Here is a 21,707-nt window from a genome sequence, read left to right on the forward strand (position 1 = left end):
GAGGCCCTTCCCCGTGTTCTTCCCGGCGTTCTTCCTGGTGGGCATCACTGTTCGACGTCCTTTCGTACGAGGAGGTACCAGCCGGCCCGGTCGAACCCCGTGACCCGCCAGCCTTCGGCGAGCAGTCCGCCGAGGGTGTCGCGTACGGCCGTACGCCAGGACGCGGCGCAGGCCGGATCCGAGCGGCGCAGCCGTTCGACGTCCTCGGGCACGGCGACCAGGACCCGCGGTGCGGTGACGGTGCGGGCGACGGGGTGTCCGGTGGCCGAGGCACCGAGGGCGACGGCGGCGCCTTCGGCCGCCGCGTCCGTGGTGCGGTGGCGGCCGTGGCAGGCGTCGGCGACCTCGGGGGCGGTGAGCGGCCAGTCGACGAGGAGGCGGTCGGTGTCGTCGGCGCCGTTGATGCCGTCGTCCATCCGTCCGTAGAAGTTGGGCAGGTACTGCGCGGGGCGGGCCGCGAGCTTTCCGATGTTGAAGTAGGCGTTGCGGCGCACCAGCGGGTCGAACGTCCACGACACCTGGGTCACCCCGCGCTGCAGCGCCCAGGCGCGCTGGTGGGCCTTGAGTGCGAAGCCGACGCTGCGGCCGCGCATCCGGGCCGCGACGCCCGCGATATGGCTGTGCAGTGCGCCGTCGGGCGGCGGCCCGAAGAAGCCGATGCAGGCGCCGACCAGCTGCTCGCCCTCGAAGGCGCCGGCGACATAGCTGCCGGCCTTGTCCATGGCGCGCAGGAGCTCGGGGGTGGCGAGGCTGTTCTCGCCGCCGGGTTTCCAGATGCCCTCGAAGAGGGCGCAGGCGGCCTCGAGTTCGGGCAGTGCGGTGATCGGCCGTACGCCGCAGCCGGCCGCGCGGGCGGCGGCATCGGCGGCGGTCAGCGCGTCGGCCAGGGTGCCGGCCGGTACGCCGGGCACCGGGGCGGTCTCCCGTGCGGGAGAGACCAGGGGTGCGGGGATGTCGTTCATCGGGTGCTCCCGCCGAACTCCGTCGGCTGCCGGTGGTGCGGGGTGGGGTCGGGGACGGCGGGGCCGGTCGCGGTGGCCTCGGGCGCCGGGGGCCCGGCAGAGGTCAGCAGGTCGTCCACCAAGGACGCCAACAGCGCTGTACGTGTAGGGAGTTCACCCACGATCACGTGCTCGTCGTCCGCGTGCGCACCCCCGCCCACCGCGCCGAGCCCGTCGAGCGTCGGGATGCCGATGCCCGCGGTGAAGTTGCCGTCGGAGGCGCCGCCCACCGCGGCCGATCCGGGGACGGCGATGCCCAGCCGCCGGGCGAGCTCCACCGCCCGCCCGTACAGCGCGGCCGATGCGGCCGCGGCCAGGGGCGGCCGGTTGGGCCCTCCCGTCACCTCGACCTCCGCGCCCGCGATCCGGGGCACGAGCGCCTTGAGCGCCAGGTCGACCCGCGTCTGCTCGGCCGCGTCCCGTACGCGGACGTCGACCGCGAACTGTCCTTGCGCGGCCACGGTGTTGGTGCTGGTGCCCGCGGAGAGCAGGGTCGGGGTCACGGTGGTGCCGGTGGCGGGGTCGCCGAGCGCGGCGACCGCGAGGATCTGGTGCGCGCTCTCCACGGCGGCGTTCACACCGCGCTCCGGTTCGAGACCGGCGTGCGCCGCCCGTCCCCGTACCAGCACCTCGTACCGCGAGACGCCTTTGCGTTCGGTCTTCAACGCCCCGCCGTCCGCGGACGCTTCGAGCACCAGGGCGGCCGCGCAGCCCGCCGCCTCGGACTCGATCAGCTCGCGGGACGAGGGCGAGCCGAGCTCCTCGTCGCCGGTCACGAGCAGGGTCACGCCGTCCGGGGCGCCGAGTGCGGCAAGGACGTGAAAGGCCATGGCCAGGCCTGCCTTCATGTCGAAGCAGCCGGGGCCGCGCAGGACTCCGTCCCGTATCCCGAACGGCAGCCGTTCCAGGGTGCCTTGGGGCCACACCGTGTCGTGGTGCCCGAGCAGCAGCACCCGGCGCGGCCCGGAGCCGAGGCGCCAGCGCAGATGCGTGCGGCCGTCGAGGACGATCCGTTCGGGTGCCGCGCCGAGGCGATCGGCGCCGACGGCGGCCACCACCTCGGCGGAGCGCGCCACCGCCGCCAGGTCGGACGAGGGCGATTCGCAGGTCACCAGGCGCTCGATGTCGGCGAGCAGGGCCGGCAGTTCCGCCCGGAAGCGGTCGAGCCGCGCTTGGTTGTCGTACGGCAGACCCACGTCAGGACACCTTCGGAGTGGCACGGACGCCGAAGTGCAGATAGCGCTCCCCGGTCGGCAGGCCGTAGAAGGTCACCGGCGTCCACGCGGCCGAGCCCGGCCGGCGCAGCAGGAAGACGTCGTCCGCGACCGGCACCAGCGGATACACCTCGACCGGATCGGGCACGAGCGCGGCCAGCGGCCCGGTCACGGTCATCCGCAGCCGGGGCCCCTCCTCGTCGTCGAACACCTCGATCCGCGCCCCGGCCCGCTCGTAGCAGCCGAGGTGCGGGCCCAGATCGGCTTCGGGCGGGGCGGGCGCGGGCTCCAGGGGACGCGGCATCTCGACCCCGGCGAGCTCCGCGAAGATCTCCCGGTACAGGTCGAGATACAGGTCGTGCGCGCCCCCGCCGTTGGTGAGCAGCGTGACCGCGAGGTCCTGGTCCGGCAGCAGCCGCAGGAACGCCGACTGGCCGAGCGTATTGCCGTCGTGGCCGATCAGGCGCTGTCCGTCCCAGCCGAAGCGGATCCAGCCGAGCCCCCAGGAGTCGCCGAGCGTGTGCTCGTCCGGCAGTTTCACCTGCTCCTGCGTCATCGCGTGCGCGGCGCCCTCGGACAGGACCCGGGTGCCGTCGGGCGCGGCGCCGCCCGCCAGATGCATCCGCGCGAAGGCGAGCACGTCGGCCGCGGTGGCGGTGATCAGCCCGGCGGGCCCCGCGGACCGGGCGAGCCCCCAGGCCGGCACCGTGCGCGGCTCCTCGTCGCCGCCCGCGTCATGACCCATCGCGGCCCGGAAGCGCAGCGCCTCCTCGGGCAGCGTCACGGTCCGCTGCAGACCCAGCGGGGCGCACAGCCGCTCGCGCAGGGCCTGGTCCCAGGTCATGCCGGTGAGCTTCTCGACGACGCGTCCCGCGAGGACGTATCCCGAGTTGCAGTACGAGAAGGTCGCGCCGAGCGGATGGTTCTGCGCGGCCTCGTCCAGCCGGTCCACGTACCGCTCCAGGCAGTCGTCCCCGCGCCCGGTGTCCGTGAAGATGTCGCCGTCGATCCCGCTGGTGTGCGTGAGCAGCTGCCGCATCGTCACCTTCTGGGCGACCTGCGGATCCGACAGCCGCAGCTCCGGCAGGACCTCGACGAGGGGCGCGTCGAGGTCGATGAGCCCTTCGTCCGCGAGCTGCATGACCAGGGTCGCCGTCCACACCTTGGTGATGGATCCGATCTGGAACAGCGAGTCCTCGGTGGTCCCGACGCCCGTGTCCTTGTTGAGCACCCCGTGCGCGGCGACCGCGAGCCGGTCGCCGTGCGCGATGCCCAGGACCGCGCCCGGCACCCGGTGGCGTTCGGCGAGTTCGGTGAGCCTGCGCTGCCAGTACGCGGTGTCCAGCGGCGCCTTGCGCCCGCCGGCGTGCTCCTCCACCCAGGCCACGATGCGGCGGCCCAGGTCGGTGCGGTGCGAGGGCGGCCCGTCGAGCAGGAACAGGTGCGAGCTGCCGGGGTACAGCACGAGCCGCGCGGGCACGCCCCGTTCGCGCAGCGCCGTGAACCACTGCTCGGCCTGCCCGGCGGGACAGCGCTCGTCGGCGGCTCCGTGCACGACGAGCGTGGGGGTGCGGACGTGTTCCACGCGGCTGTACGGGGAGAGCGCGGCGTATTCCGTACGGTGCCGCCACGGCGGTCCGCCCAGCTCGGCGATCCCCAGCGCACGGGCCTCGTCGCTGGTGCCGCACATGCTGGTCAGATCGCTGACCGCACCGCCCGCGACGGCGGCGGCGAACCGGTCGTCGCGGCTGGTGAGCCAGCAGGTCATGAACCCGCCGTAGCTGTAGCCGGCGACGGCCAGTCGGTCCGGGTCGGCGATCCCCTCCTCGACCAGGGCGTCGAGGGGTTCGAGGAAGTCCCGTGCGTCGGCCGCGCCCCAGGCGCCGATGGCGCCGGTGAAGAACGCCTCGCCGTAGCCGTCGCTGCCACGGGGGTTGAGCAGCAGGACCGACCAGCCGCGGGCGACGAGCTCCTGGTGGTACAGGTGCACGGAATCGGCCGCGCCGTTCCACGCGTTGTGCGGACCGCCGTGGATGTCGAGCAGCAGCGGCCCGGGGCCGGTGTGCTCCGGGTCGCGCAGCAGCCAGCCGTGCACGGTGGTGCCGTCGGAGACGGTGAACTCCCGCTCCTGCGGGGCGAAGGGCTCGACGTCGGCGAGGTTCGCGCCGTGGGTGGTGAGGGTGCGGGTCCGGCCGGTGGACAGGTCGACGGCGACGATCTCCCCGTACGAGGAGGGCGTCGCGAGCACGACGACGGCGGTGTTTCCGGCGGCGGTGTTCGTGTCGGCAGCGCTCACGGCGACGGACAGCCCGGAGACCACCTGCCCGTCCCCGGCGACCAGCGGCCGGCTCTCCCCGCGTGCGTCGAGCTCGTACAGGTGGGTGCAGCCGCGGTCCCGTATGCAGAACAGGACGTTCTCGTCGGCGAGTTGGGGCAGCGCACCCGGGTAGCCCGGACCGCCGGGCATCAGGTTGCGGTCGAGTGCGACGGTGAGGTCGTCCGTGGGGCCGCCGTCGAGCGGCACCCGCAGCAGTCCCGTGTGCGCTGCCCGCACGTCGGTGCGGCCGGTGACGAGCAGTGCGGCCCCGTCGGCGGTCCAGGTGACGGTGTACGCGAGGCCTTCGTCGCCGCCGACGAGGCGCGGCGCGGCACCGGGGTCATGGGCGTCCACCACGTACGCGGCGCTGCGCAGCGTCAGATCGGCGTCGTCCCCGCACGCCGAGGCGAAGGCGAGCCGCCGCCCGTCCGGCGACCAGGCGGGGGCGCCCACGTGCCGGTCGCCGTGGGTGAGCCGGCGCACGGTGCGCGTGGCCAGGTCGAGGACGTGCAGCTGGGCGCGGACGGGCCCGAACAGGCCCTGCCCGTCCGCCTTGTAGCCGAGCCGGTCCGTGGCCACGGGGGCCTTCCCGTCGTCCGAAGGGCCCGCCGCTGCGGTGAACGCCAGGGTCTTCCCGTCCGGACTCCACACCGGCGCCCCCGCGCCCAGCGGCAACTCGGTCACCGGCTCCGGCTCGCCGCCGTCCGCGGGCAGCAGCCACAGCTGCGGCGGCCCGTCCCCGCCGCCGCGCACGAACGCGAGCGTCCGGCCGTCCGGCGACCAGGCGGGCGCGGTGTCCGCCGGCTCCCGGGTGAGCCGGCGTGCCGGCCCTCCCCCGGCCGGCACGGTCCACAACTCCCGGTGGTCCCGGTCGTGTTCGCGGTCCGCCGTGCGCAGGACGTACACGACTCGGGTGCCGTCAGGAGAGAGCGCGGGCTGCTCCGGCAGCGCGAGGGCGTACAGGTCGTCGATACCCGGGCGTCGTGTCACGGTGTGCGGTCTCCTTGGGTGCGATGCGGATACGGCGAGGGGGCGGGCTTTTCGTGGTCCGCGGGGCATAGGGGGTCGCGCAGGGCCGTCTCCCGTACGGAGCCACGCGTGGGCACCGCCGACAGCAGCTCTCGGGTGTACGGATGGGACGGATCGGCCAGGACCTCCCCGGCCGGGCCGGACTCCACGATCCGGCCCTGGTGCATCACCGCGATGTGGTCGCTGACGTAGCGCACCACGGCGAGGTTGTGCGAGATGAACAGCATCGACAGACCGAGCCGCCGCTGCAGGTCCCGTACGAGATTGAGCACGGCGCCCTGCACGGAGACATCGAGCGCCGAGGTGATCTCGTCGGCGATGACGACATCGGGCTCTCCCGCCAATGCCCGTGCCAGCGCGACGCGTTGGCGCTGACCGCCGGAGAGCCGGCCGGGCAGCGTTCCTGCCCGGTCGGGGTCCAGGCCGACCTGCTCCAGTAGCCGTGCCACCGCCGCCCTGCGCGCCGCCCTGTCCCGGCCGCGGGGCATGGCCTCGGCGATGGAGTCCCCGACGGTCATCCGGGGGTCGAGCGAGGAGTACGGGTCCTGGAACACCATCTGCACCGGCCGCCTTCCCCGCGGCAGCCGCTGTACGTCGGTGCCGTCGAGCAGGATCCGCCCGGAGCCGACGGGCGCGAGGCCGACCGCGGCCCGGGCCAGCGTGGACTTCCCGGAGCCCGACTCGCCCACCAGGCCCACCACTTGGCCGGGCGGCACGGTGAGGCTCACTCCGTCCACCGCGGTGAATCCCCGGCGGCCGGTGCCGTAGCGCACGCCCACCCGATCGAAGACGAGCCCGCTCATGCCGTCCCTCCTGCCACGGTCTTCGCGGCCGGCTCCCCGGCCTCCTCGACGGGATGCCAACAAGCGACCCGGTGGGTTTCCTTGTGGCTTTCCCTCCGGTCCTCCCGCCGCGCGACCGGCTCCGGCTCCGGGCTCTCGGCCAGGCAGCGGCTGTCCGCACGGGGACAGCGCGGGGCGAACGCACACCCCTGCGGCATCCGGTCCGGCTCCGGCGGGCGCCCCTCGATGACGGCCAGCGGGCGGTCCCGGTCGGTGCCGAGGTCCGGGACCGCCGCCAACAGGGCCCGCGTATAGGGGTGTCGGGCCCTTTCGTACAGATCGGCCGCCGGCAGATCCTCGACGATCCGTCCGGCGTACATGACGAGCACCCGGTCACAGGTCTGTGCGACCACCGTCACGTCATGGCTGATCAGCAGGATCGCGGTGTCCCGCGCGGCCCGCACCTCGCCGAGCAGCCGCAGCACCTGCCGCTGCACGGTGACGTCGAGCGCGGTGGTCGGCTCGTCCGCGATGATCAGGCGCGGGTCCCCCATGAGGCCCATGCCGATCATCGCGCGCTGCCGCATCCCGCCGGAGAACTCGTACGGGTACTGCCGCGCCCGCCGCTCCGGTGCGGGAATGCGCACGGCCCTCAGCCGGTCCACGGCACGCTCGTGCGCCGCCTTGCGGCCCAACTGCTGGTGTTCCTCGGCCACTTCGGCGAGTTGCCTGCCGATGCCCCGTACGGGATTGAAGGAGGTCATCGGGTCCTGGAAGACCAGCGCGAGCGAGGTGCCGAGCAGGGGCCGCAGTGCGCGCTGCGGGGTGTCGAGCAGCGGCGTGCCCAGGAACTCCAGGCGGCCCGCGCTCACTTGACCCGGCGGCTCGACCAGACCGGACACGGCCATCGCGGTCAGGCTCTTGCCGGACCCGGACTCGCCGACCACCCCGACCGCTTCCCCGCTCCGTACGAGGAAACTCACGCCTCGGACGGGGGTGATGGGCCCGTTCGTACCGGGGAAGGAGACCCGCAGATCCTCCACGGCGAGCACCGCCTCCCCTGCCTCCAGGGAGTCCGGCGCGGCAGCGGGCGCGGCGACAGGCGCCGGAGCCGGGGCCGTACGGCGCGACAGCGTGCGCACCCCGAGCGCGGCGGCCGCGGCCTCGCCGAACAGGTTGAACGCCAGACCGGTGACGACCACCGCCACGCAGGGCGCGAGGGCCGGCGCGGGTGTGAGGTAGATCCGGTTCAGGCCCTCGCCGAGCAGCCGGCCCCAGTCGTAGTCGGGCGCCTGAACTCCCAGACCCAGGAAGGAGAGTCCGGCGAAGGCGAGCAGCGCCGAGCCCGCGCCGATGGTGGCGTTGACGGCCAGCGGTTCGGCGATGTTCGGCAGCACATGGCGGACCAGAAGCCGGAACCTGCCGACGCCCGCGACCCGGGCCGCGGCCACGAAGTCCTTGCCCGCGACCGAGGCGGACAGGGTCTGGGTCAGGCGCGCGAAAGCGGGCGCCGTGGCCAGTCCGATCGCGAGCACCGCCCCCTTGGCGCCCACTCCGAAGACGACCGCGAAGAAGAGGGCGAGCAGCAGGGCGGGGAACGCGACGGCGATATTGACCACCGCGGTGACCAGCCGGCCCGTGCGGCGCGGCAGCACCGAGGGGGCCGCGCCCAGGAGGATGCCCAGGCTCACGCCGAGCAGCGTGGCGGCGAGGGCGAGCAGCAGGCTGAGCCGGGTGGCGACGAGCACGCGGTACAGGAGGTCGCGGCCCAGGCTGTCGGTGCCCAACGGGTGGGCTTCGGACGGGCCTTGCTGAATCGCGGACGTGTCGACGACGGCCGCCTGATCGCCCCACAGGAGGGGCGCGAGGACGGCGAGCACCGTGATCGCGAGCAGCAGCCCGCCGGCGCAGGCCCCCACGGGTGTACGGGCCACCGCCCACCACCGCGAACGCCGAGCGGAGGTCTTCCCCGTCCGGCCGCCCTGGTCGGTCCCCGTCCGGCCGCCCTGATCGGTCCCCATCAGCCCTCCCTGATCGCGGACCGGGGGTCGAGCAGGGCGAGCACCACGTCGACCAGGAGGTTCACCAGGAGCACCCCGGCTCCGTAGACCAGCACGATCCCCTGCACCACCGGATAGTCCTTCTGCAGAATCGACTGCACGACGGTCGAGCCGAGCCCAGGCCAGGCGAACACGTTCTCCACCAGGACCGTCCCCGCCACCAGGGACGACAGGAGCAGCCCGCCGAGGGTCAGCGTCGACGTGAGGGCGTTGGGCAGCGCGTGGCGGAGGTAGACGAGCCGGGGCCGCAGCCGCTTCGCCCGTGCCGTACGGATGTGGTCGTCGGCGAGCACCGCCAGCATCTCCACGCGGCCGATCCGCGCCAGGACCGAGGCGGGCCCGATCGCGAGGGCAAGGACCGGCAGGACATACGAGGAGGGCTCCCCGCGGCCCGCGACCGGCAGCCAGCCGAGCCGCACCCCGAAGACATACGCGAGCACCACGGCGAGCAGGAACTCCGGTACGACGGCGAGCACCACGCTCGTCGAGGTGAACGCGAGCTCGGCGCCCCGTCGCCGGCCGCCCCGGGTCAGGGCGGCCATCACCGTGCCGAGGGGAACAGCCACCGCGAACGCGACCAGGAAGGCGAACCCCGCCAGCTCCAGGGTCGCCGGCAGCCGCTCCCCGATGGTCTGCGCCACCGGAAGGCCGCTGACGGTGGAGCTGCCGAAGTCACCGGTGAACACCCCGCCCAGGAAGCGCAGATACTGCTCCAGGAGCGGATCGTCGAGCCCGAGTTCCGCCCGCCGCGCCGCCACCAGCTGCGGCGAGGCCGTCATCCCGAGCGCCGCGCGCACCGGGTCGCCGGGGATCAGGTGGATCATCAGGAACGCGGCCGAGAGGAGCACCCACAGCGAGACGAGCAGCCGGGCCGCGCGGCGGGCGGCGAACACCGCCCACCGGTTGTCCCACCACCTGTAGGCCGCTTCAACTCTCTTGGGCAGAACGGCCGTTGTCATTGCCCTGCCCCGGCGTACATCCGGATCGAGGACGGCACGATCGCGCCCTGGGTGAGCCCGAAGCGGGCGTTCTTGCCGAAGACCGGTGCGACGGAGTTGTAGAACGGCACCGTGTCGACCTGCTTGATCAGCTCCTGCTCGGCCTTCATCCACAAGTCGCAGCCCGCTGTGCCGACTTCGCCCCCTGCCTTCTGCACCGCCGCCTGGTACTCGGCGTTCTCGACCCCGGCGAAGTTGACGCCCTCGGGCGGCTTCGGCCCTGCCATGAACGGCACGAGCTGCGTGGGCGAGGAGACGGCGACCGGGCCCATCGAGACATCCCAGTCACCGGAGCCGAACAGCGCGTTGTTGAGCGCCGGGCTGTCCACCGGCTTCAGGGTCACCTCGGCGCCGAGGCTCTGCCACTCCTTCTGCACGAGCTCGGCGCCCGCGGCCATCGTCGGCCCCAGCTGGGTGCCGTACAGGAGCGAGAGCTTGAGCTTCTTGCCGTCCTTCGTCCGTACGCCGCCGGCGCCGGCCTTCCAACCCGCCGCGTCCAGCGCGGACTTGGCCGCCGCCAGGTCGTACTGCGGTAGATTGCCGCCGACCGAGTCGCCCGTGCAGGCCCGGGGTTCGATGGTGACCATGCCCTGTGCGGGCCTCCCGGTGCCGTTGGTGATCACCTTGCCGATGTCGGACAGGTTCAGCGCCTGCACCAGGGCGCGGCGCACCTTCTCGTCCGCGCCGGGCCTGCCGCCGTTCTGGTTGAAGAACAGCTCGCCCACCGGCGCCTGTACGTCGGCGTGGAAGAGCTTCTGCGCGCCGAGCCGCTTCTGCTCGGGCCCGATCACCGTCGCCGCGTTCAGCTCGCCCGAGAGCAGCAGGTTCGCGGCCGTGGACTCGTTAGGGATCACCCGGACCGTCACCTTGTCCGGCAGCCCCTTCGCCTTCGCGTCGAACTCGCCCGGCCCCCAGGCGTAGTCCTTGCGCCGCGTCAGCGTGTAGTGGTCGCCCGGGACGGCCTCGGTCAGCGTGAACATGCCGGTGCCGCTGTCCTTGCCGCCCTTGGTCAGGACCCCGCGGTCCTGCAGGCCCTTCCCGCAGGCGATGGGCACCGAGCCCGCGTTGCGCAGCAGGAAGGCGTCGGGTGCGCCGCTGGTCAGGCTGACCGTGCCCGCCTGGTCGTCGGCCTTCGCCTTCGTACCGGGCTGGATGTAGAGCCCCGCGAGCGGGGACTTGTTCTTCGGGTCGCCGATGTAGTCGATGTTCGCGGCGACATCGCTCGCGGTCAGCGGCGAGCCGTCGGAGCAGGTGACACCGGGGCGCAGCGTGAAGGAGGCGGTGGTGGTCGTCGCCTCCCACTTCCGCGCGATCCCCGCCACCGGCTCACCCCGCTCGTCGAGGTGGATCAGCGGGTCGTACAGGAAGCGGTTGACGCCGATCGCGATCGACATCACCGTCTGCGCCGGGTCGAGGGTGCCCGGGTCGGAGCCGTACGCGAGGGTGAACGTGCGGCCGTCCGCCAGCTCGCCCTCCTGCCCGCCCCCGGCGCCGCCGCCCGAGCCGCCGCACCCGCTCAGGACGAGCGCGCCCACCGCCATCAGCGGCAGGCCGTGCCCCGCGTATCTCCTGCTGGACCACGTGTTCATGCGGATCCCCACCTCCGAGGCTGCCAACCGTGATGCCGGGAAGGTAGGGCAGAACGCGCGGCCGGCTCTTCGTCGGCCGCACCAAGGAGAGGCGGGGGTGTTCGTCGCCTGCGACGAATGCCGCGCCAGGCGAGGGGGGCGAGAGCCGTGCCCTCAAGTCCGCTGTCCGCAGCGTGAGATGGCGTTGCCGCGGACCGGGATCCGTGCCAGCATCCGCGCCATGCCGCGTCAGCTCATTATTGGCTGCAGCGTGCCGGCACCGAGGTGATCAGGAGGCCACGCCTCCGACGACCGCCCACCGCCCGCACGCAGACCTCTCGCATCCGCGAGGGGTCTTTTTGTTTTCCGGCCCGATCCGCCCGATACGAGGAAGCGCCCGCCATGACGTCAGTAGAACCGCTGCCGGAGAACCCGGCCTCCCGGCTCACCGTGACCCTCCGCGACACCCGCGAAGGCCTGGGCCGGATCGTGTCGACCCTGCGCTCGGTGCCGGTGAGCGAGCTGACCTACCGAGTGTCCGAGGACACCCGCGCCACCGCCGAAATCGTCCTCGCACCGGCCGACGCACCCAGGGCGCGCCGCAGGCTGCACCGGATGGTGGACGTCCTCGCGGTCACCGAGGCGACCACGAGGACTCCGTAAAAGAGGATTCCGTAAGACTCCGCAAGAGGGGGGCGGGCTCAGCTCCTGCGCCGGGCCGCCTCGTACAGGACGACGCCCGCCGCCACACCGGCGTTCAGGGACTCGGCACCACCGGGCATCGGGATGCGCACGAGGTAGTCGCAGGTCTCGCCGACCAGGCGGGACAGGCCCTTGCCCTCGCTGCCGACCACGATCACGACCGGGCCGCCGAGCGCCTCCAGGTCACCGACCTTGTGCTCGCCGTCGGCCGCGAGACCGACGATCGTCAGGCCCGCCTTCTGGTACGCCTCGAGCGCGCGCGTCAGGTTGGTGGCACGGGCCACGGGCGTACGGGCCGCGGCACCGGCCGAGGTCTTCCAGGCGCCGGCCGTCATACCGGCGGCGCGGCGCTCGGGCACGACCACACCGTGACCGCCGAAGGCGGAGACGGAGCGGACGACCGCGCCGAGGTTGCGCGGGTCGGTGACGCCGTCGAGCGCGACGATCAGCGGGTCGTCGCCCACGTCGAAGGCCGCGGCGGCCAGGTCCTCGGGGTGCGCGTACTCGTACGCCGGGACCTGGAGCACCATGCCCTGGTGGTTGAGCCCGTTGGTCATCCGGTCGAGCTCGGGCCGCGGCGCCTCCATCAGGTGGATGCCGCCGCGCTCCTGCGCGAGGCTCAGGGCGTCGCGTACGCGCTCGTCGTTGTCGATGAACTGCTGCACGTACAGCGTCGTCGCCGGCACGCCGTCGCGCAGCGCCTCGTACACGGAGTTGCGCCCCACGACCAGCTCCGACTGCCCCTTGCCGCCGCGCCGTGCGATGGGCTTGCGGGCGGCCTGCTTGGCCTTGGCGTTGGCGATGCGGTTCTTCTTGTGCTTCTTGCGCATCTCCGCGGGCGGCGTCGGACCCCTGCCCTCCAGGCCGCGGCGCCGCTTGCCACCGCTGCCGACCGTCGCACCCTTCTTGTTGCTGGTGCGACGGTTCCTGCGCTGGCTGTTCCCGGCCATGACCTACCTGTTTCTACGTCTGCGAAGCATGAAGTTCGTATATGCAGTGTGCCGCCCGGTCGACCGGGCGGCACATCTAGCGCTTGATCAGCGAGGACCGAGGGTCCAGCGCGGACCGTCGGGGCCGTCCTCGATGACGAGTCCCGACTGGTTGAGCTGATCGCGGATGGCGTCCGCCGCGGGCCAGTCCTTACGGGCCCGCGCCGACTCCCGCTGCTGGAGGACCAGGCGTACGAGGGTGTCGACCACTCCGTGCAGGTCCTCGCCCCGGTCGCTCTCGCCGGCCCAGTGCGGGTCGAGCGGGTCCAGACCGAGGACGCCGAGCATGGCGCGCACTTCGGCGAGCCGCGCGATGGCCGCTTCCTTGTCGTCGGCGGCGAGGGCGCTGTTGCCCTGGCGGACCGTGGTGTGCACGACGGCGAGCGCCTGCGGCACCCCGAGGTCGTCGTCCATGGCCTCGGCGAACGCGAGCGGCACCTCGGCCGCGGGCTCGACCGGGCCCCCGGCCTTCTCGACCACGCGCTGCACGAAGCCCTCGATCCGGGCGAACGCGGACTCGGCCTCGCGCAGGGCCTCCTCGCTGTACTCGATCATCGAGCGGTAGTGCGGGGTGCCGAGGTAGTAGCGCAGCACGATCGGACGCCAGCGCTGCACCATCTCGCTCACGAGGACCGAGTTGCCGAGCGACTTCGACATCTTCTCGTTCGCCATGGTCACCCAGGCGTTGTGCAGCCAGTACTTGGCGAACTCGTCGCCGTACGCCTTGGCCTGGGCGATCTCGTTCTCGTGGTGCGGGAAGATCAGGTCGAGCCCGCCGCCGTGGATGTCGAACGCGCTGCCCAGGTACTTGTGGGCCATCGCGGAGCACTCCAGGTGCCAGCCGGGACGGCCGCGGCCCCAGGGGGTCTCCCAGCTGGGCTCCCCGGGCTTCGCCGCCTTCCACATGGCGAAGTCCCGCGAGTCCCGCTTGCCGGTCTCCCCGTCGGCGGACGGCTGCAGCAGGTTGTCCAGCTCCTGGTTGGAGAGCTCCAGGTAGCCGGGGAAGGACCGCACGTCGAAGTAGACGTTGCCCTCGGACTCGTACGCGTGCCCGCGCTCGATGAGCCCGCGCATCATCTCGACCATCTCGGTGATGTGGCCGGTGGCGCGCGGCTCGTACGTGGGCGGCAGGCAGCCGAGCGCCTGGTAGCCGTCGTTGAACGCGCGCTCGTTCTCGTACCCGATCGACCACCAGGGCCGGCCCTGCTCGGCGGCCTTGGTGATGATCTTGTCGTCGATGTCCGTGACATTGCGGATGAACGTCACGTCGTAGCCGCGGTACGTGAACCAGCGGCGCAGGATGTCGAAGTTCAGCCCCGACCTGATGTGCCCGATGTGCGGGGCGGCCTGCACGGTCGCGCCACACAGGTAGATCGAGACGCAGCCCGGCGTGAGCGGGATGAAGTCACGGATCTGCCGGGCGCTGGTGTCGTACAGGCGAATAGTCACGACATCAAGGGTAGTGGGCGCAGGGCAGTGCCCCGCGACCGTTCGGGGGCCGCGGGACAAGTTTGTGATACTGGCCGGCTCAGATCCGCCCGACGACCTTGACCGGCGTGACCCGCACGACCACGCGAGGGGCATCCTGGGCGGAGGCCGGGTTGAAGTCGGCGTACTTCTTGCCGACGTACTTCATCGCCAGCTCGTCGATCAGCTCCTGACCGCCCTCTTCCGTCATCGCGGCGGTGCCGCGGATCTCGGCGTAGGTGTACGGGGCGTCGAAGGGCTGCACGACGATGCTGAGCCGCGGGTCGCGGTCGAGGTTCTTCTCCTTCTGCCGCCCCCGCGTGGTCGAGAACAGAATGTCGTCTCCGTCCCGCTTCACCCACACCGGCGACAGCTGGGGGCTGCCGTCGGGCTGGATGGTGGCCACGGTGATGAAGACGGGGGTGTCGAGCAGGCGCTTGAGGTCTTCGGAGAGTTCGGCGGACATGGGTTGCCTCCAGGGTGGTTCGGTTCACTCGTTGACTCCGCAACGACTACCCGAACCGCCCCTTGCCATCCAAGGCCCCGCGCCGCCCTACGGGGGGCAGGGGGCGGAGCCCCCGCTTTGGCCCCGGGTGCGGGGGCAGGGCGGCGAGCCCCCGCCTCGCCCGGGTGCGGGGGTGCAGGGGGCGGAGCCCCCGCCTCGGCCCGGGTGCGGGTTCGCTGCTGCCTGCGGCGGGCCTCTTCCCCCACCCCGCCCCTTCCCGAAACTGGGGGCTTCGCCATATCCAGCCCCTGCGGCGCTTGAGCAGATCCGAGCGAAGCTCGGATGCCGGGGTCCGGGGCGAAGCCCCGGTTTCGGGAAGGGGCGGGTAGGGGAAAAAGTCAGCCCCGAACCACCAGCGCCGTCGCGATCGCGGCCAGACCCTCACCGCGCCCGGTGAAGCCCAGACCGTCCGACGTGGCCGCGGACACCGAGACCGGAGCCCCGACCGCCGCCGACAGCACCTTCTCCGACTCCGCCCGCCTCTTGCCGATCTTCGGACGCAGGCCGACGACCTGAACCGCCACGTTCCCGATCGAGAAGCCCGCATCGCGCACGATCCGTGAAGCCTCCGTCAGGAGCGTGACCCCCGAGGCCCCCGACCACTCGGGCCGCCCCGTACCGAAGTGCTGCCCCAGATCCCCGAGCCCCGCCGCCGAGAACAGCGCATTGCACGCCGCATGCGCCACGACATCCGCGTCCGAGTGCCCTTCGAGCCCCGGCCCGGAGCCCTCCCACAGCAGCCCGCCGACCCACAGCTCCCGGTCCTCGTCGGCCGAGAAGGCATGGATGTCCGTACCGATCCCCACCTGCGGCAGCCGCATCCCGGCAGCTCCCGACGTCTCAGAACCCATCGTTCTTCCTCCTGCGCGCAAGCACGGCCTCGGCGAGCACCAGATCCAGCGGACGCGTCACCTTGAACGCCTCCTCGTGCCCGGGCACCACGACCACCGGCAGCCCCAGCTGCTCGACCATCGAGGCGTCATCCGTGACGTTCTCCGTCACCGTCGCGTGCGCCCGTACGAGGGTCGCCCGGTCGAAGCCCTGCGGGGTCTGCACCGCACGCAGCCGCGCACGGGCGGGAGTGGCGAGGACCGGCTCGGGTCCGCCGTCCGCGGAGGGCTCGACCTCCTTGACCGTGTCGGCGAGCGGCAGCGCGGGAACGACGGCGACCGCCCCGTCCCGTACCGCCTCGATCACCGCGTCGACCGTGTCCACCGGCACCAGCGGCCGGGCGGCATCGTGCACGAGCACGGTGTCGTAGCCGGGCGGCAGCGCGTCGATACCGGCCCGCACGGAGTCCTGGCGGTTCTCACCGCCGGGCACGACCAGGAAGTCCGTGCGCTCGGGCAGCGTGTGCGCGTCGAGCAGCGACTTGACCTCGGCGGTGCCGTCCGCGGGCGCGACCACCACGACCAGGGAGACGGCCCGTGAGTTCGCCATCGCGCGTACGGCGTGGATGAGCATCGGCGTACCGCCGAGCGTGCGCAGCGCCTTCGGGGCACCGGGACCGAGGCGCACTCCGCGGCCTGCCGCAGGGATGACCGCGGCGGTACGGGCGGCGCCGGGCGCACTCGGGGGAGCTTGAGTCGTTTCGTCTGACATCAGGTCCGCGTTCAGGTTTGTGTCCTCGGGGGACATGGGTATGGCCACACCGTGCCGGGCACGACGCCTTGACCGCGACCCCTTCCGTGACACGCGGTCGAGTACCTGGGCGCCAGTGCCCGGGCCCGGCACTTGTATGTCCGGCCGGGGGTCCGGGGGTTGTCCCCCGGGATACTGCAGCCGGAGCGGGGAGCATCCGTCGGCGTACGCGCAGTGTCGTGCGCACGTTTTCGCAAACGCCGACAAGCATGCCGCAGTGCCCGGCGGCACGGTCTGGGACCGGCCAGCGGGCACCGCGGCATCATTGTGCAGGTCGCAGCAGTCTTACGACCTGTAGGGGCGATCAGCGATCCGGATCATTGATCCCCCCGACTCTTTGCGTCAGGACGCGAGGACCTCGTCGAGCAGGGCCTCGGCCTTGTCCTCGTTGGTGTTCTCCGCGAGCGCGAGCTCGCTGACCAGAATCTGGCGCGCCTTGGCGAGCATGCGCTTCTCGCCGGCCGAAAGGCCGCGCTCGCGCTCACGACGCCACAGGTCACGCACTACCTCGGCGACCTTGATGACATCGCCCGAAGCGAGCTTCTCGAGATTCGCCTTGTAACGCCGGGACCAGTTGGTGGGCTCTTCGGCATACGGTGCACGAAGCACCTCGAAGACCCGGTCGAGTCCGTCCTGACCGACAACGTCGCGCACGCCGACGAACTCCGCATTGTCCGCTGGCACACGAACAGTCAAGTCGCCCTGGGCGACCTTCAGCACCAAGTAGGTCTTGTCCACGCCTTTGATCTGGCGAGTTTCGATGGCCTCGATCAGCGCGGCCCCGTGATGGGGATAGACCACGGTGTCGCCAACCTTGAACGTCATGTGACAGGTACCCCTTCCGTGGCTATCCAGGGTAACACGGAAACGGCGGGTTCTGAATGGCGTTTTCGCAGGTCAGGGCATATCTCGGGGCTTGACAACAGCAACAGGAACGTGCTGCGGAGCCTTTGCGGAGGCAGGTATTCGCAGGTCGGAGCGGCTGTTCGGGGAAGCGGAAACGCGTACGTTACAGAGCCCCCGCACCCCACCCGAGAGGCCGAACGTCCCGGTTTGAGCACGTCCGGACAGCGGGGTTCCGCTACTCCGTTCGGTGAGTCGAGAGACGTACGAGAGTGATGTGGCGGTTGATGTGACGGCAATCCGGAATTGATCTTTGCCGCCCCTTGATCAATTCCTTCCGCTTCCGTCGGAGGGCCGCTTTTCGTTACCCGAGAATTCACGCCACCGCACTCGTGGGGAATATGTGAAAGCCGGACGAGATCGCGGCCGCCGAGCTCCCCGCCCGGACCCGCGCGGACAAGGGGCGGGTCGGGTGCGGCCGCCCGACAGCAGGTCGGTAACCTAAGCGCGCTGACAGAGTTTTAGGACGGCTTTACCACCGTCCCGTACCGCCCGAGTCCGCCCCACGCTTCAAGGAGTTGCGCCCGCCGTGAGCCGCAGCCTTCGACGCGGCGCCATCGCCGCCACCACCCTCGCGTTCGCGATCGCCACGCTCGCCGCGTGCGGTGCCGGCAACGACGCCCAGACCCTCGGCGTTCGCCCCGACAACGCCGCGACCTCCGTCGACAACGGCAAGGTCAAGATCCAGAACGCGCTGGTGATCACCCAGCCCGACCTGGAGTCGACCGGCCCCGCCGCGATCTCGGCCACGATCTTCAACAACGGCACGTCGGACCAGACGCTCGAGTCCATCAAGATCGACGGCACCGCCAAGGAGGCCGAGCTCAAGCCGGCCAAGGGCGGCTCGCTGACGATCCCGGCGGGCGGTTCGCTGATCATCGGCGGCAAGGACAACGCCACGGCGATGCTCCCGAGCAGCCGTGAGGCCGTGCAGGACGGCAACGCGCAGAAGGTGACCTTCACCCTCAGCGAGACCGGTGACATCACGATGAAGACCTTCGTCGTGCCCGCCACGAGCTACTTCAGCGAGTGGGGTCCGGAAGAGGTCCCCGAGGCCCCAGCGGCCGGCGCCTCCGAGTCGGCCTCGCCGACGGGCTCGGCGACCGTGGGCTCCACCGAGGAGCCCACCGACGGTGCGTCCGAGAGCGCGGGCGGCCACGGTGCGGCCGGCGAGCCGACGGACGGCGCGTCCGAGAGCGCCGCGACGGGCTCCGGTCACTGACCCGCGTACAGCAGCGAAAGGGGGCGCCCGCCGTGCCGGCGGGCGCCCCCTTTCACGTACGTACGGCTGCGGTCAACGGCGCCGTACGACCGCGGTTTACGGCTCGAACTTGTAGCCCAGGCCGCGGACCGTCACCAGGTAGCGCGGTGCGCCCGGGTCCGGCTCGATCTTGGCGCGCAGGCGCTTGACGTGGACGTCGAGGGTTTTCGTGTCGCCGACGTAGTCCGCGCCCCAGACCCGGTCGATGAGCTGCATACGGGTCAGCACGCGGCCCGCGTTGCGCAGGAGCATCTCCAGGAGGTCGAACTCCTTGAGCGGCAGGTCGACCTTGTCGCCGCCGACCGTCACCACGTGGCGGTCCACGTCCATGCGGACCGGTCCCGCCTCCAGGGCCGCCGGAGTGACCTCCTCCGGCTCTCCGCGGCGGCGCAGGACCGCACGGATGCGGGCCACGAGCTCACGCGAGGAAAAGGGCTTGGTGACGTAGTCGTCGGCTCCTATTTCCAGGCCGACCACCTTGTCGATCTCGCTGTCCTTGGCGGTCACCATGATCACCGGGACGTTGGAGCGGCCGCGCAGCTGGCGGCAGACCTCCGTGCCGGGCAGGCCCGGGAGCATCAGGTCGAGGAGGACGAGGTCGGCGCCGTTGCGCTCGAACTCGTCGAGCCCGTCGGGGCCCGTGGTCGCGATCGCGACCTCGAAGCCTTCCTTGCGGAGCATGTAGGACAGGGCGTCGCTGAAGGATTCCTCATCCTCGACGACGAGCACTCGGGTCACGGAAGGACCTCCGGGGCAGGCAGGGGCTCGCGGGTCGCGCGAGCGTCTGGGTGGTTCGCAGAGCGGTCGTGGTGGTGCGGGGAGACGTCGTCGTGCGGGGAGACGTCGTCGTCAGGGAAGTCGTCGGGGCCGGCCGCTTCGAGCTGGTCGAAGTCCGCACCCTTGGCGATGTACGGCTTCCGTTCGCGGACGGCGCCCGCCTCCGGGAGCCGGAGCGTGAAGGTGGAGCCCTGGCCCTCGGAGCTCCATACGGTCACTTCCCCGCCGTGCGAGGCGGCAACATGCTTGACGATGGCGAGCCCGAGGCCGGTGCCTCCGGTCGCCCGCGAGCGGGCCGGGTCGACGCGGTAGAAGCGCTCGAAGATGCGGTCCTTGTCCTTGTCGGAGATGCCGATGCCCTGGTCGGTGACCGCGACCTCGATGAGGTCGCCGCCGGGTGCGTTCACCTTGCGGCCGGCTATCCCCACCCGCGTACGGGCGGGGCTGTAGTTCACGGCGTTCTCGACGAGGTTGCCGAGGGCGGCGGCGAGCTGGCCGCGGTTGCCCCAGACGTACAGGTCGGCGGTGCCGCCCGCGGCCATGGTGATCTGCTTGGTGCCGGCCTGGTGGCGGCAGCGGTCGATGGCCTCGGCGACCAGTTCGTCCACGCGTACGGGCTCCGCGTCCTCGAGCGGGTCGTCGTTCTGTACGCGGGAGAGGTCGATGAGCTCCTGGACCAGGTTGGTGAGGCGGGTGGCCTCTATCTGCATCCGGCCGGCGAAGCGCTCCACGGCCTCGGGGTCGTCGGAGGCGTCCATGACCGCTTCGGAGAGCAGGCTCAGGGCGCCGACCGGGGTCTTGAGCTCATGGCTCACGTTGGCGACGAAGTCGCGTCGTACGGCTTCGATACGGCGGGCCTCGGTCAGGTCCTCGACGAGCAGCAGCACCAGGCGCGAGCCCAGCGGAGCGACGCGGGCCGAGACCGCGAGGGCGTCGCCGCGGCCGGTGCCGCGGCGGGGCAGGTCCAGTTCCACCTGGCGTATCTCGCCGTCGCGCCGGGTGTCGCGGGCCATCTGGAGCATGGGCTCCACGGCCAGCTTTCCGCCGCGGACGAGGCCGAGCGCGTACGCGGCCGAGCTCGCTTTGACGACGGCGTCGCCCTCGTCGAGGACGACCGCGGACGAGCGGAGCACGGACAGGACCGTGTCCACGCCGGGCGGCAGGACCGGGTCGGTGTGCAGGGAAGTGCGAGTGGGGCGTTTCTGGTCGCGTTCGCTCCAGCGGAACGCCAGCATGGCGATGACACCGGTGCACACTCCGGCGATCGCAGCCGCTGCGGCGACCGCCGCGTTCACGTCCATGCCTCCAGGTTAGGCACGGGTTCAGGGCCCGCCACAGCCGTCGGAGTGTCTGCTCGAACACTCGTCGCCGAGAGTTCACCGACGGTAGGCCGCTGGTTCATTTGGGTGACCGATCTGCGGCGATGCACCCGGTAAGGGGTGATATAGGGGGCCGCGAGCGGCGGGGGAAGCGGCACCCAGAGTTCACCTTGAGGTCAGGGTCGCTTCATATCGCATGCCGGTCCCGGTCGCGTTTCACCGGGACCGTGGGAGCGTGGGGTAAGGAGCCTGGTGGCTTCGGCCCACGGACCGGGGCGAGAGCCCAGCCCCGGCACGTATTCAGAGAGGGACTGATCAATGCGGGACGCGTACCACGAGGAACTCGATTCGATCGGCGAAGGCCTCGTCGAGATGGCCCGTCTCGTCGGATCGGCGATCGGGCGCGCGACGACGGCCATGCTGGACGCCGATCTGAAGCTGGCCGAGAGCGTCATCGCCGCCGACCAGAAGGTCGACGATCTCCAGCACGAGCTCGAGGCGCGCGCGATAGCCCTGCTCGCCCGTCAGCAGCCGGTCGCGACGGATCTGCGTATCGTCGTCACCTCGCTGCGGATGAGCGCCGACCTGGAGCGCTCCGGCGACCTCGCCCAGCACGTGGCCAAGCTGGCCCGGCTGCGCTTCCCGGAGCGTGCCGTGCCGCACGACCTGCACGCCACGATCCTGGAGATGGGGCAGCTCGCGCAGCGTCTGATGGCGAAGGCCGCCGAGGTCATCATCACCAAGGACGTCGACCTCGCGCTCCAGCTGGAGCAGGACGACGACGAGATGGACCTCCTGCACCGCACGCTCTTCCAGCACCTGATCGACGACCGCTGGAAGCACGGCATCGAGACGGCCGTCGACGTGACGCTGCTCGGCCGCTACTACGAGCGGTTCGCGGACCACGCAGTGTCGGTCGCGAAGCGTGTGGTGTACCTGGTGACGGGTGAGCACGCCGACGAGCTGCAGCAGAACGCGGGCGGGGCGCAGAGCGCGCCGGTCGAGGGGGCGTAGCGCCCTCGGTCCGCGGGGCGTGCGGCCCGGGCCCACGGGGCGTGCGGCCCCGGCCCGCGGGCGCGCAGGGCGTCGGCCGGAATTGAACCTCTGTGCGCCGTTGATGCGCCGGGCCCTGTGGGCATCAACTGGGCGTAGGCAACAGTGCCTTGAGGAGGTT

18 protein-coding genes are annotated in these 21,707 nt (G+C 71.8%); 3 read left to right on the top strand and 15 right to left on the bottom strand.

All coding sequences use genetic code 11. The features are described from left to right. Positions 1–44: 44 nt before the first annotated feature. From H9Y04_RS29015 to H9Y04_RS29045, 7 genes are read right to left on the bottom strand one after another with little or no spacing between them, the layout of a single operon-like run. Entirely contained in the window at positions 45–962 is a 918-nt protein-coding gene (locus H9Y04_RS29015; protein ID WP_214661700.1) for a GNAT family N-acetyltransferase, read from the bottom strand. Beyond that, complete coding sequence (locus H9Y04_RS29020; protein WP_236071617.1) at positions 959–2,191, bottom strand: M20 family metallopeptidase; 1,233 nt, start codon at positions 2,189–2,191, stop codon at positions 959–961. Before H9Y04_RS29020 ends, H9Y04_RS29015 begins: the two co-directional genes overlap by 4 nt. A gap of 7 nt (positions 2,192–2,198) precedes the next feature. Further along, entirely contained in the window at positions 2,199–5,522 is a 3,324-nt protein-coding gene (locus tag H9Y04_RS29025; protein ID WP_187817011.1) for a serine hydrolase, read from the bottom strand. Continuing rightward, entirely contained in the window at positions 5,519–6,364 is an 846-nt protein-coding gene (locus H9Y04_RS29030; RefSeq protein WP_187817012.1) for an ABC transporter ATP-binding protein, read from the bottom strand. The genes H9Y04_RS29025 and H9Y04_RS29030 overlap by 4 nt, the downstream gene beginning before the upstream one ends. Further along, on the bottom strand, positions 6,361–8,364 hold the full coding sequence (locus tag H9Y04_RS29035; RefSeq protein ID WP_187817013.1) for a dipeptide/oligopeptide/nickel ABC transporter permease/ATP-binding protein: 2,004 nt from the start codon (positions 8,362–8,364) through the stop codon (positions 6,361–6,363). The genes H9Y04_RS29030 and H9Y04_RS29035 overlap by 4 nt, the downstream gene beginning before the upstream one ends. Next, positions 8,364–9,362: an ABC transporter permease gene (locus H9Y04_RS29040; protein ID WP_187817014.1), complete on the bottom strand. Its 999-nt coding sequence runs from the start codon at positions 9,360–9,362 to the stop codon at positions 8,364–8,366. The genes H9Y04_RS29035 and H9Y04_RS29040 overlap by 1 nt, the downstream gene beginning before the upstream one ends. Further along, positions 9,359–10,990, bottom strand: a complete 1,632-nt coding sequence (locus H9Y04_RS29045) for an ABC transporter substrate-binding protein (RefSeq protein ID WP_187817015.1) — start codon at positions 10,988–10,990, stop codon at positions 9,359–9,361. The genes H9Y04_RS29040 and H9Y04_RS29045 overlap by 4 nt, the downstream gene beginning before the upstream one ends. 381 nt (positions 10,991–11,371) lie before the next feature. Here H9Y04_RS29045 and H9Y04_RS29050 point away from each other — a divergent pair, with 381 nt between their 5' ends. Further along, the gene (locus H9Y04_RS29050) at positions 11,372–11,632 is read left to right on the top strand and encodes a hypothetical protein (protein WP_187817016.1); all 261 of its coding nucleotides are present in this window, start codon (positions 11,372–11,374) and stop codon (positions 11,630–11,632) included. 38 nt (positions 11,633–11,670) lie between these two features. Here the strand turns inward: H9Y04_RS29050 and rlmB are convergent, their stop codons facing one another. The 6 genes from rlmB to H9Y04_RS29080 all read right to left on the bottom strand — a co-directional run bounded on the left by rlmB (position 11,671) and on the right by H9Y04_RS29080 (position 17,098). Next, entirely contained in the window at positions 11,671–12,621 is a 951-nt protein-coding gene (gene rlmB / locus H9Y04_RS29055) for a 23S rRNA (guanosine(2251)-2'-O)-methyltransferase RlmB (RefSeq protein ID WP_187817017.1), read from the bottom strand. An 87-nt stretch (positions 12,622–12,708) separates the two neighbouring features. Further along, a complete protein-coding gene (gene cysS, locus H9Y04_RS29060) occupies positions 12,709–14,109 on the bottom strand; it encodes a cysteine--tRNA ligase (protein ID WP_187817018.1) in 1,401 nt (466 codons plus the stop codon). A gap of 79 nt (positions 14,110–14,188) precedes the next feature. Further along, a complete protein-coding gene (locus H9Y04_RS29065; RefSeq protein ID WP_187817019.1) occupies positions 14,189–14,593 on the bottom strand; it encodes a PPOX class F420-dependent oxidoreductase in 405 nt (134 codons plus the stop codon). Positions 14,594–14,970: 377 nt separating this feature from the next. Continuing rightward, complete coding sequence (gene ispF / locus H9Y04_RS29070; protein WP_187817020.1) at positions 14,971–15,483, bottom strand: 2-C-methyl-D-erythritol 2,4-cyclodiphosphate synthase; 513 nt, start codon at positions 15,481–15,483, stop codon at positions 14,971–14,973. Next, on the bottom strand, positions 15,473–16,234 hold the full coding sequence (gene ispD / locus H9Y04_RS29075) for a 2-C-methyl-D-erythritol 4-phosphate cytidylyltransferase (RefSeq protein ID WP_187817021.1): 762 nt from the start codon (positions 16,232–16,234) through the stop codon (positions 15,473–15,475). The genes ispF and ispD overlap by 11 nt, the downstream gene beginning before the upstream one ends. A gap of 381 nt (positions 16,235–16,615) precedes the next feature. Beyond that, on the bottom strand, positions 16,616–17,098 hold the full coding sequence (locus H9Y04_RS29080; RefSeq protein ID WP_003953493.1) for a CarD family transcriptional regulator: 483 nt from the start codon (positions 17,096–17,098) through the stop codon (positions 16,616–16,618). A 607-nt stretch (positions 17,099–17,705) separates the two neighbouring features. Between H9Y04_RS29080 and H9Y04_RS29085 the strand changes: the two genes are divergently transcribed. Next, positions 17,706–18,398, top strand: a complete 693-nt coding sequence (locus tag H9Y04_RS29085) for a copper chaperone PCu(A)C domain-containing protein (RefSeq protein ID WP_187817022.1) — start codon at positions 17,706–17,708, stop codon at positions 18,396–18,398. Positions 18,399–18,494: 96 nt separating this feature from the next. Here H9Y04_RS29085 and phoP read toward each other — a convergent pair whose 3' ends face one another. After that, positions 18,495–19,175 carry a two-component system response regulator PhoP gene (phoP, locus tag H9Y04_RS29090; protein WP_187817023.1) on the bottom strand — a complete coding sequence of 227 codons (681 nt, stop codon included), beginning with the start codon at positions 19,173–19,175 and terminating at the stop codon, positions 18,495–18,497. Next, positions 19,172–20,515, bottom strand: coding sequence for a two-component system sensor histidine kinase PhoR (gene phoR / locus H9Y04_RS29095; RefSeq protein ID WP_187817024.1), 1,344 nt, complete (start codon positions 20,513–20,515; stop codon positions 19,172–19,174). Before phoR ends, phoP begins: the two co-directional genes overlap by 4 nt. A gap of 336 nt (positions 20,516–20,851) precedes the next feature. On the opposite strand from phoR, the gene phoU reads away from it, so the two are divergent. Beyond that, entirely contained in the window at positions 20,852–21,547 is a 696-nt protein-coding gene (phoU, locus tag H9Y04_RS29100; RefSeq protein ID WP_187817025.1) for a phosphate signaling complex protein PhoU, read from the top strand. The last annotated feature ends 160 nt before the right edge of the window (positions 21,548–21,707 follow it).

The organism is Streptomyces polyasparticus, assembly GCF_014493765.1.
GTDB classification, from domain to species: Bacteria; Actinomycetota; Actinomycetes; order Streptomycetales; family Streptomycetaceae; genus Streptomyces; species Streptomyces polyasparticus.

Bases quoted from the DNA above. Each gene is read 5' to 3' on its own strand.
- H9Y04_RS29040 (WP_187817014.1), bottom strand. From the start codon at position 9,362: ATGACAACGGCCGTTCTGCCCAAGAGAGTTGAAGCGGCCTACAGGTGG.
- H9Y04_RS29065 (WP_187817019.1), bottom strand. From the start codon at position 14,593: ATGTCCGCCGAACTCTCCGAAGACCTCAAGCGCCTGCTCGACACCCCC.
- H9Y04_RS29080 (WP_003953493.1), bottom strand. From the start codon at position 17,098: ATGACGTTCAAGGTTGGCGACACCGTGGTCTATCCCCATCACGGGGCC.
- ispF (WP_187817020.1), bottom strand. From the start codon at position 15,483: ATGGGTTCTGAGACGTCGGGAGCTGCCGGGATGCGGCTGCCGCAGGTG.
- phoU (WP_187817025.1), top strand. From the start codon at position 20,852: ATGCGGGACGCGTACCACGAGGAACTCGATTCGATCGGCGAAGGCCTC.
- H9Y04_RS29050 (WP_187817016.1), top strand. From the start codon at position 11,372: ATGACGTCAGTAGAACCGCTGCCGGAGAACCCGGCCTCCCGGCTCACC.
- H9Y04_RS29045 (WP_187817015.1), bottom strand. From the start codon at position 10,990: ATGAACACGTGGTCCAGCAGGAGATACGCGGGGCACGGCCTGCCGCTG.
- H9Y04_RS29035 (WP_187817013.1), bottom strand. From the start codon at position 8,364: ATGGGGACCGATCAGGGCGGCCGGACGGGGACCGACCAGGGCGGCCGG.
- phoR (WP_187817024.1), bottom strand. From the start codon at position 20,515: ATGGACGTGAACGCGGCGGTCGCCGCAGCGGCTGCGATCGCCGGAGTG.
- ispD (WP_187817021.1), bottom strand. From the start codon at position 16,234: ATGTCAGACGAAACGACTCAAGCTCCCCCGAGTGCGCCCGGCGCCGCC.
- rlmB (WP_187817017.1), bottom strand. From the start codon at position 12,621: ATGGCCGGGAACAGCCAGCGCAGGAACCGTCGCACCAGCAACAAGAAG.
- H9Y04_RS29015 (WP_214661700.1), bottom strand. From the start codon at position 962: ATGAACGACATCCCCGCACCCCTGGTCTCTCCCGCACGGGAGACCGCC.
- H9Y04_RS29030 (WP_187817012.1), bottom strand. From the start codon at position 6,364: ATGAGCGGGCTCGTCTTCGATCGGGTGGGCGTGCGCTACGGCACCGGC.